Source organism: Streptomyces sp. NPDC014889, assembly GCF_043081205.1.
Classification (GTDB): domain Bacteria; phylum Actinomycetota; class Actinomycetes; order Streptomycetales; family Streptomycetaceae; genus Streptomyces.
In genome coordinates, this window is the sequence record NZ_JBIBWH010000005.1 from 189,908 (window position 1) to 199,541 (window position 9,634).

Below are 9,634 nucleotides of genomic sequence, written 5' to 3' on the forward strand. Positions count from 1 at the left end.
TTCGCGACCCGATGACGAGGACGGACCCGATGCCGGAACCCCAGCAGAACCAGCAGGAAAAAGTTGTCGACTACCTTCGCCGGGTCACCAACGATCTGCGGCGCGCCCGCCGTCGTATAGGCGAGTTGGAATCCCGCGACAACGAGCCCGTCGCGATCGTCGGAATGAGCTGCCGGCTGCCCGGCGGAGTGAGCTCGCCGGAATCCCTGTGGGAACTCGTGGAATCCGGCGGGGACGCCATTTCCGGATTTCCCGCCGACCGCGGCTGGGACATCGAGGCACTCACCGGAAAGGGCGAGGGAAGCAGCTCCACGCACGAGGGCGGATTCCTCTACGAGGCCACCGACTTCGACGCGGGTTTCTTCGGCATATCGCCACGCGAGGCCACCGCCATGGACCCGCAGCAGCGCCTGCTGCTGGAAGTCTCCTGGGAGGCCCTGGAGCGGTCCGGCATCGCCCCCACCTCCCTGCGCGGCAGCTCGACCGGTGTGTTCGTGGGCTCCTACCACTGGGGCGCCCCCTCCGCGGACACCGCCGCCGAACTCCACGGCCACGCCCTCACCGGCACCGCCGCCAGCGTGCTGTCCGGCCGCCTCTCCTACGTCTACGGCCTCGAAGGCCCCGCGGTCACCGTCGACACCGCGTGCTCCTCCTCCCTCGTCGCCCTGCACATGGCGGCCCAGTCGCTGCGCCGGGGCGAGTCCTCGCTCGCCGTCGTCGGCGGCGTCACCATCCTCGCCGAGCCGTCCGTCTTCGTGGAGTTCAGCGCCCAGGGCGGCCTCGCCCCCGACGGCCGCTGCAAGGCGTTCTCCGACGACGCCGACGGCACCGGTTGGGGCGAGGGCGTCGGCGTGCTCGTCGTCGAGCGGCTCTCCGACGCCGTCCGCAACGGCCACCCCGTGCTCGCCGTGCTGCGCGGCTCCGCCGTCAACCAGGACGGCGCCTCCAACGGCCTGACCGCCCCCAGCGGCCGAGCCCAGGAACAGGTCATCCGCCAGGCCCTCGGCAACTGCGGCCTCACCGGCGCCGACGTCGACGCCGTCGAGGCGCACGGCACCGGCACCCGCCTCGGCGACCCCATCGAGGCCCAGGCCCTGCTCGCCACCTACGGCCAGGAGCACGGCCCCGAACAGCCCCTGTGGCTGGGCTCCCTGAAGTCCAACATCGGCCACACCCAGGCCGCCGCGGGCGTCGCGGGCGTCATCAAGATGGTCATGGCGCTGCGCCACGGCGTCCTGCCCCCGACCCTGCACGCCGCATCGCCCTCCAGCCACGTCGACTGGGAGTCGGGCCACGTCCGCCTCCTGGACGAGGCCGTCACCTGGCCGGACACCGGCCGTCCGCGCCGGGCCGCCGTGTCCTCGTTCGGCATCAGCGGCACCAACGCCCACGCCGTCCTCGAACAGGCCCCCGTGCCCGCCGAGGACGCCGGGGCCGAGGACGCCCCGGAGCAGCCGGCCGTCGTGCCGGGCGCCCTGCCGTGGCTGCTCTCCGCCCACTCCGAGCAGGCGCTGCGCGACCAGGCCGCCGCCCTCGTCACCCGCCTCGACGCCGACACCGAGCCGCGCCCCCAGGACGTCGGCCACAGCCTGCTGACCTCACGTGCCCTGCTGGAGCGCCGGGCCGTCGTCGTCGCGGCCGGCCGCGACGACCTGCTCGCCGGCAGCCGCGCGCTGGCCGGGGGCCAGTCCTGGAACGGACTCGTCGAGGGCGCCGCCGACATCGACGGCCGTACGGTCTTCGTCTTCCCCGGCCAGGGTTCCCAGTGGGTGGGCATGGGCGCGCAACTCCTGGACGAGTCGCCGGTGTTCGCCGAGCGGATCGCCGAGTGCGCCGCCGCGCTCGCCGAGTTCACCGACTGGTCGCTGGAGGACGTCCTGCGGGGCGTGGAGGGTGCGCCGACGCTGGAGCGCGTCGACGTGGTCCAGCCCGCGTCGTTCGCGGTGATGGTGTCCCTGGCGGCGGTGTGGCGTGCGCAGGGTGTCGAGCCGGACGCGGTGGTGGGTCACTCGCAGGGTGAGATCGCCGCCGCCGTGGTGTCCGGTGCGCTGTCGCTGCGTGACGGCGCCCGGGTGGTGGCGCTGCGCAGTCAGGCGATCGGCCGCAGCCTGGCCGGCCGGGGCGGCATGATGTCGGTGGCGCTGCCGGTCGCCGATGTGGAAGGCCGGCTCGAGGCGTTCGGCGGGCGGGTGTCCGTCGCCGCCGAGAACGGCCCCCGCTCCTGCGTGGTCTCCGGCGAACCCGGCGCCCTGGACGAGCTGGCCGACCTGCTCACCGCCGAGGACGTGCGCGTGCGCCGCGTCCCCGTGGACTACGCCTCGCACTCCCACCATGTCGAGGACCTGCACGACGAGATCCTCGAACTGCTGGCGGAGGTCGTTCCGAGGGCGTCCGGGATCCCCCTGTTCTCCACGGTCACCGGCGACTGGCTGGACACCACCGCCATGGACGCCGGCTACTGGTACCGCAGCCTGCGCGGCCGGGTCCTGTTCGCCGACGCCGTGCGCGGTCTGCTCGCCGCCGAGCACCGTGCCTTCATCGAGGTCAGCTCCCACCCCGTCCTCGCCATGTCCGTCCAGGACATGATCGACGACGCCGGAGTGGCCGGCGTGGCCTCCGGCACCCTGCGCCGCGACAACGGCGGTCTCGACCGCTTCCTGCTGTCCGCCGCCCAGGTGTTCGTCCGCGGCGTGCACGTCGACTGGGCCCCGCTGTTCGAGGGGACCGGCGCGACCCGCGTCGACCTGCCCACGTACGCCTTCCAGCACGAGCGCTACTGGATCAGCCGTGCCGTCGTGGACCGTTCGGCCACCGCGCCGATGGACGCGGAGTTCTGGGCGGCCGTCGAGCAGGCGGACGTCTCCGCCCTCACCGAGGCGCTCGGCACGGACGAGGAGTCCGTGGCGGCGATCCTGCCCGGCCTCGCCTCCTGGCGCCGCACCCGCGGCGAGCGCTCCACCGTCGACTCCTGGCGCTACCGGGTCACCTGGGAGCCGCTGGCCCAGGTCCCCCGGGCCACCCTCGACGGCACCTGGCTCCTGGTGTCCGCCGCCGCCGGCGGCGGCGACGACACAGACGTGGCCGAGGCGTTGGAGACGGGCGGCGCCCAGGTGCGCCGCCTCGTCCTAGACGACACCTGCACCGACCCCGCCGTCCTGCGCGAGCACCTCACCGACACGGACGGCCTCACCGGCATCGTCTCCGTGCTCGCCGACGCCGAACAGGACTCCGTCCGCCATCCCGGACTGACCCTCGGGCTCGCGCTGTCCGTGTCACTGGCGCAGGCCCTCGGCGAGGCCGGCGTCCACGCCCCGCTGTGGTTCCTGACCCGCGGCGCCTTCTCCACCGGCCCCTCCGACCCCGTCACCCGGCCGCTGCAGAGCCAGGTCGCCGGTCTCGGCTGGACCGTCGCCGTCGAGCACCCCCGCCGCTGGGGCGGCGTGGTCGACCTGCCCGCCGCCCTCGACGCGCGCGCCGCCCAGCGGCTCGTCGCCGCCCTCGCCGGCGTGCTCGGCGACGAGGACCAGCTCGCCGTCCGGCCCGCCGGCGTCCTCGCCCGCCGCATCGTCCGCGCGAGCGGCGACACCCGCCGCAAGGCCCGCTCCTGGAATCCGCGCGGCACCACCCTGATCACCGGCGGCTCCGGCACCCTCGCCCCCGGACTCGCCCGCCATCTGTCCGCCCGGGGCGCCGAGCACCTCGTGCTGCTCAGCCGGCGCGGCGCGGACGCCCCCGGCGCGGCCGAACTCGCCGCCGAACTCCGGGCGGCGGGCACCGAGACCCGGTTCGCGGCCTGCGACATCACCGACCGCGACGCGGTCGCCGCGCTGCTCGAAGGACTGAAGGCCGAGGGCCGCACCGTCCGCACGGTCGTGCACACCGCCGCCGTCATCGAGCTGTCCGCCCTCGCCGACACCACCGTCGACGCGTTCGCCGAGGTCGTGCACGCCAAGGTGACCGGCGCCCGGATCCTCGACGAACTCCTCGACGACGAGGAGCTGGACGACTTCGTCCTGTACTCCTCCACCGCCGGCATGTGGGGCAGCGGCGTGCACGCCGCGTACGTCGCGGGCAACGCCTACCTGTCCGCGCTCGCCGAACAGCGCCGCGCCCGCGGCGCCCGCGCCACCTCCGTCCACTGGGGCAAGTGGCCCGACGACCTCGAACGCGAGTTGGCCGACCCGCACCAGATCCGCCGCAGCGGCCTCGAGTACCTCGACCCGGAGCTGGCGCTGACCGCCCTGACCCGTGTCATGGAGGACGACGAGACCGTCATCGGCCTCATGGACATCGACTGGGGCACGTACCACGACGTCTTCACCGCGGGACGCCCCTCGCACCTGTTCGACCGGATCCCCGAGGTCGCCCGGCTGCTGGCCGACCGGGCCGCGCCCGCCGCGACCGCCACCGCGAGCAGCGGCCTGGCCGCCCGCCTCCAGGGCGTGTCCGCCGCCGAGCAGGACCGGATCGTGCTCGCCCTGGTCCGCGAGGAGACCGCCGCCGTCCTCGGCCACGCCTCCGCCGACACCGTCCCGGAGCGCCGCGCCTTCCGCGACATCGGCTTCGACTCGGTGACCGCCGTCGACCTGCGCAACCGCCTCGTCGCCGCGACCGGGCTCTCCCTGCCGTCCACCATGGTCTTCGACCACCCGAACGCGGTCGCGCTCGCCACGTTCCTCAAGGCCACCGCGCTCGGCACCACCGGCACGTCCGGCGACCGGCCCGCCGCCGCGGTCACCGCCGGAGCCGACGACGACCCGATCGTCATCGTCGGCATGAGCTGCCGCTTCCCCGGCGGCGCGAACACCCCGGAGGAGCTGCTGCGGCTCGCCCTCGACGGCGCCGACGTCATCTCCGAGTTCCCCGCCGAACGCGGCTGGGACGCCCATGGCCTCTACGACCAGGACCCCGACCGGCAGGGCCGCACCTACTCCGTGCACGGCGGGTTCCTGCACGAGGCCGCCGGTTTCGACGCCGGGTTCTTCGGCATCTCGCCCCGCGAGGCGCTCGCCATGGACCCGCAGCAGCGGCTGCTCCTGGAGACCTCCTGGGAGGCCCTGGAGCGGGCCGGCATCGACCCCGAGTCGCTGCGCTCCACCGCCACCGGAGCCTTCTTCGGCGCCAGCTACCAGGACTACTCCAGCAGCGTCCAGAACGGCACCGAGGGCACCGAGGTGCACATGATGACCGGCACCGCGGCCAGCGTGCTGTCCGGCCGTGTCTCCTACCTGCTCGGCCTGGAGGGCCCGGCGGTCACCGTCGACACCGCCTGCTCCTCGTCCCTGGTCGCGATGCACCTGGCCTGCCAGTCCCTGCGCAGCGGCGAGAGCAGCCTCGCCCTGGCCGGCGGCGCCGCCGTCATGGCCACCCCGCACGCGTTCGTCGGCTTCAGCCGGCAGCGCGCGCTGGCCAGGAACGGCCGCTGCAAGCCGTTCGCCGAGGCCGCCGACGGCATGACCCTCGCCGAGGGCGTCGGCGTCGTCCTGCTGGAGAAGCTGTCCGACGCCCGCCGCCACGGCCACCGGGTCCTCGCCGTCGTCCGCGGCTCCGCCATCAACCAGGACGGCGCCTCCAACGGCCTGACCGCCCCCAACGGCGTCTCCCAGCAGCGCGTCATCCGCCAGGCCCTCGCCAACGCCGGACTCGGCGCCGCCGACGTCGACGTGGTCGAGGCGCACGGCACCGGCACCAAGCTCGGCGACCCCATCGAGGCCGGCGCCCTGCTCGCCACCTACGGCCGGGGCCGCGACGGCGGGCAGCCGCTGCTGCTCGGCTCGGTGAAGTCCAACATCGGCCACACCCAGGCCGCCGCGGGCGTCGCCGGCGTCATCAAGATGGTGATGGCCATGCAGGCCGGCGAACTGCCCGGCACCCTGCACATCGACGAGCCCTCCAGCCACGTCGACTGGACCTCCGGCGCCGTCACCCTGCTGCGCGAGCGCACCGCCTGGCCCACCGCGGGGGACCGCCCCCGCCGGGCCGGTGTCTCCTCCTTCGGCATCAGCGGCACCAACGCCCACCTCCTCCTGGAGCAGGCCCCGCCCGCCGAGGAGCCCGCCGCACAGCCCGCCGAAGAGCCCGCCGGGGACGCCGAGAACGGCCCGCTCGTCCCTTGGCTGCTGTCCGCCAAGTCCGCGCAGGCGCTGCGCGAGCAGGCGTCCCGGCTGCTGACCGCGACGGCCGGCGCCACCGCCGCGCCCGCCCGTGTCGGGCACGCCCTGGCCACCACCCGGTCCACGTTCGACCACCGCGCCGTCGTCCTCGGCAGCCGGCCCGAGGACTTCGCCCGCGGCCTGGAGGCCGTGGTGTCCTCGGCGTCCGCCCCCGGCGTCGTCACCGGCACCGCGGGACCCGACTCCGCGGGACCCGTCTTCGTCTACCCGGGCCAGGGCTCCCAGTGGTGGGGGATGGGCCGCGAACTCCTCGCCGGCTCCGAGGTGTTCCGCACCGCCGTCGACGACTGCGCCGCGGCGCTCGCCCCGTACACCGACTGGTCCCTGCACGAGGTGCTGGCCGGCGAGGGCGACCCGGAGCTCCTGGAGCGCGTGGACGTCGTCCAGCCCGCCCTGTTCTCGATGATGGTCGCCCTCACCGCGCTGTGGCGGGCGCACGGCGTCGAACCGGCCGCCGTCGTCGGCCACTCGCAGGGCGAGATCGCCGCCGCCTGCGTCGCCGGGGCGCTCAGCCTGGAGGACGCCGCCCTCGTCGTGGCGCTGCGCAGCCAGACCCTGCCCCAGCTGTCCGGGCTCGGCGGCATGATGTCCGTCTCCGCGCCCGCCGAACGCGTCACCGAACTCCTTCAGCCGTGGGGCGAGGCACTGTCCATCGCCGCCGTCAACGGCCCCTCCTCGGTGATCGTCTCCGGCGACGCCGACGCCCTCGACGAACTCCTCGAAACCTGCCGCGAGCAGAACGTACGGGCCCGCAAGGTGTCCGTGGACTACGCCTCGCACGGCCGGCACGTCGAAGCCGTGCGCGACGAACTCGCCCGCGTCCTCGCCCCCGTCAGCCCCCGCACCCCCGAGGTGCCGTTCTACTCGACCGTCACCGGCGCCCGGCTCGACGAGGCCGCCTTCGACGGCTCCTACTGGTACACCAACCTGCGGCAGACGGTGCTGATGGAGGACGCCACCCGCGCCCTCATCGCCGCCGGACACCGCGTGTTCGTCGAGATCAGCCCCCACCCGGTGCTGGCCGCCCCGATCCAGGAGACGCAGGAGAGCGTCGCCGAGGAAGGGCTGGAGGCGGCCGAGACCGCCGCCGTCCTCGGCACGCTGCGCCGCGACGACGGCGACCGCCGCCGGTTCCTCACCTCGCTCGCCGAGGCGCACACCCACGGCATCGCCGTCGACTGGACCACCGTCTTCGACCGCCCCGCGTACGCGCCGGTCGACCTGCCGACCTACCCGTTCCAGCGGCAGGACTTCTGGCCGGAGCCGAAGGCCGCCGCTCCCGCGGGCACCGCCGACGCCTCCGACACCGCGTTCTGGGAACTGGTCGAGAACCAGGACCTCGACGCGCTCGCCGGTGAACTCGGCCTCCCCGCCGACGACGGGGCCTCCCGGCTCGGCGACGTGCTGCCCGCGCTGTCCGCCTGGCGCACCCGCTCCCTCACCCGCTCCCGCGTGGACGCCCTGCGCTACCACGTGGAGTGGAACCGCGTCGCCGAACCCGGCGCCTCCCGGCCCGCGGGCCGGCTCCTCGCGGTGATCTCGCCGGACCACGCGGGCGCCCCCTGGATCGCCGCCGTCCTCGACGCGCTCGGCCCGGACACCGTCCGCTTCGAGGCCAAGGGCACCGACCGGGCCGCCTGGGCTGCGCAGCTCGCCCAGCTCCGCGAGGACGAGGGGGAGTTCCACGCCGTGGTCTCGCTGCTCGCCGCCGCCGAGGCACTCCACACCGACTACGGATCCGTACCCCTCGGCCTCGCCCAGACCCTCGCCCTCGTCCAGGCCCTCGGCGACGCGGAGCTCACCGCGCCCCTGTGGTGCCTGACCCGGGGCGGTGTCGCCGCCGGCCGCGGCGACATCCTCAGCAGCCCCGAGCAGGGCGCGCTGTGGGGCCTCGGCCGGGTCATCGGCCTCGAACACCCCGACCGGTGGGGCGGTCTGATCGATCTGCCGGAGACGGTCGACACCCGGACCGCCGCCCGGCTCACCGGACTGCTCGCCGACGCGGGCGGCGAGGACCAGCTCGCCATCCGCGGCTCGGGGGTGCTCGCCCGCCGCCTCGCCCACGCCGCCCCGGCCGTTCCCGGCTCGGGGAAGCGTCCGCCGGTCCGCGGCTCCGTCCTCGTCACCGGCGGCACCGGCGGCATCGGCGGCCGGGTCGCCCGCCGCCTCGCCGAACAGGGCGCCGCACACCTGGTGCTGACCAGCAGGCGCGGCGCCGGCGCCCCGGGAGCCGCCGAACTCCGCGGCGAACTGGAGCAGCTGGGCGTGCGCGTGACGATCGCCGCGTGCGACGCCGCCGACCGGGACGCGCTGGCCGCGCTCCTGGCGGGACTGCCCGAGGACGCGCCGCTCACCGCCGTCTTCCACTCCGCCGGGGTGGCCCACGACGACGCCCCGGTCGCCGACCTGACGCTCGAACAGCTCGACGCCCTGATGCGTGCCAAGCTGACCGCCGCCCGGCACCTGCACGAGCTGACCGCCGGCCTCGACCTGGACGCGTTCGTGCTGTTCTCGTCCGGCGCCGCGGTCTGGGGCAGCGGCGGCCAGCCCGGCTACGCGGCGGCCAACGCCTACCTCGACGCCCTCGCCGAGCACCGCAGGTCCCTCGGCCTGACCGCCTCGTCGGTGGCCTGGGGCACCTGGGGCGAGGTCGGCATGGCGACCGACCCGGAGGTCCACGACCGGCTCGTCCGCCAGGGCGTCCTGGCCATGGAACCGGAACACGCGCTGGGCGCGCTCGACCAGATGCTGGAGGACGACGACACCGCGCTCGCCGTCACCCTGATGGACTGGGAGATGTTCGCGCCCGCCTTCACCGCGAACCGCCCCAGCGCCCTGCTGAGCACCGTCCCGGAAGCCGTCGCGGCCCTCACCGACGAGGCTCCGGCCTCCGACGGCTCGGGCGCGGCCGCGCCGCCGCTGCGTGCCCGCCTGGACGGGCTGCCCACCGCCGAGCGCGGCCGGGCCCTCGTCGAGGCCGTCCGCGCCGAGGCGTCCGCGACCCTCGGCCACGACAGCCCCGACGCGGTGCCCGCCTCGCGCGCCTTCCGCGACGTCGGCTTCGACTCCGTCACCGCCGTCGAACTGCGCAACCGGCTCCGCTCCGCCCTCGGGCTGCCGCTGCCGGCCGCCCTGGTCTTCGACTACCCGACTCCCACGGCCCTGGCCCAGCACATCGGTTCGCTGCTCTACGGCACCGCACCCGATGACGCGGACACCGGCCGCGCGGACGACCCCGACGCCCGCATCCGTGAGGCCCTCGCCACCGTCCCGATCGGACGGCTGCGCAAGGCGGGCCTCCTCGACATGGTTCTGAAACTCGCCGAGTCCGACGACACCGAGGACGGCGCCACCGCGGCGGACGACGCGGCGGACCTCCTCGACCTCGACGACATGGACGCCGAAGCCCTGCTGCGGCTGGCCGCCGAGAACTCGGCGAACTGAAAGAGAGCTGGAACACG

Annotated in this window: 1 protein-coding gene; it reads left to right on the plus strand. The window is 75.0% G+C overall.

What is annotated here, in order from left to right; all coding sequences use genetic code 11:
* The first annotated feature begins 29 nt into the window (after positions 1 to 29).
* Positions 30 to 9,617 carry a type I polyketide synthase gene (locus ACF09J_RS11680; RefSeq protein ID WP_392305215.1) on the plus strand — a complete coding sequence of 3,196 codons (9,588 nt, stop codon included), beginning with the start codon at positions 30 to 32 and terminating at the stop codon, positions 9,615 to 9,617.
* Positions 9,618 to 9,634 lie beyond the last annotated feature (17 nt).

Bases quoted from the DNA above. Each gene is read 5' to 3' on its own strand.
- ACF09J_RS11680 (WP_392305215.1), top strand. From the start codon at position 30: ATGCCGGAACCCCAGCAGAACCAGCAGGAAAAAGTTGTCGACTACCTT.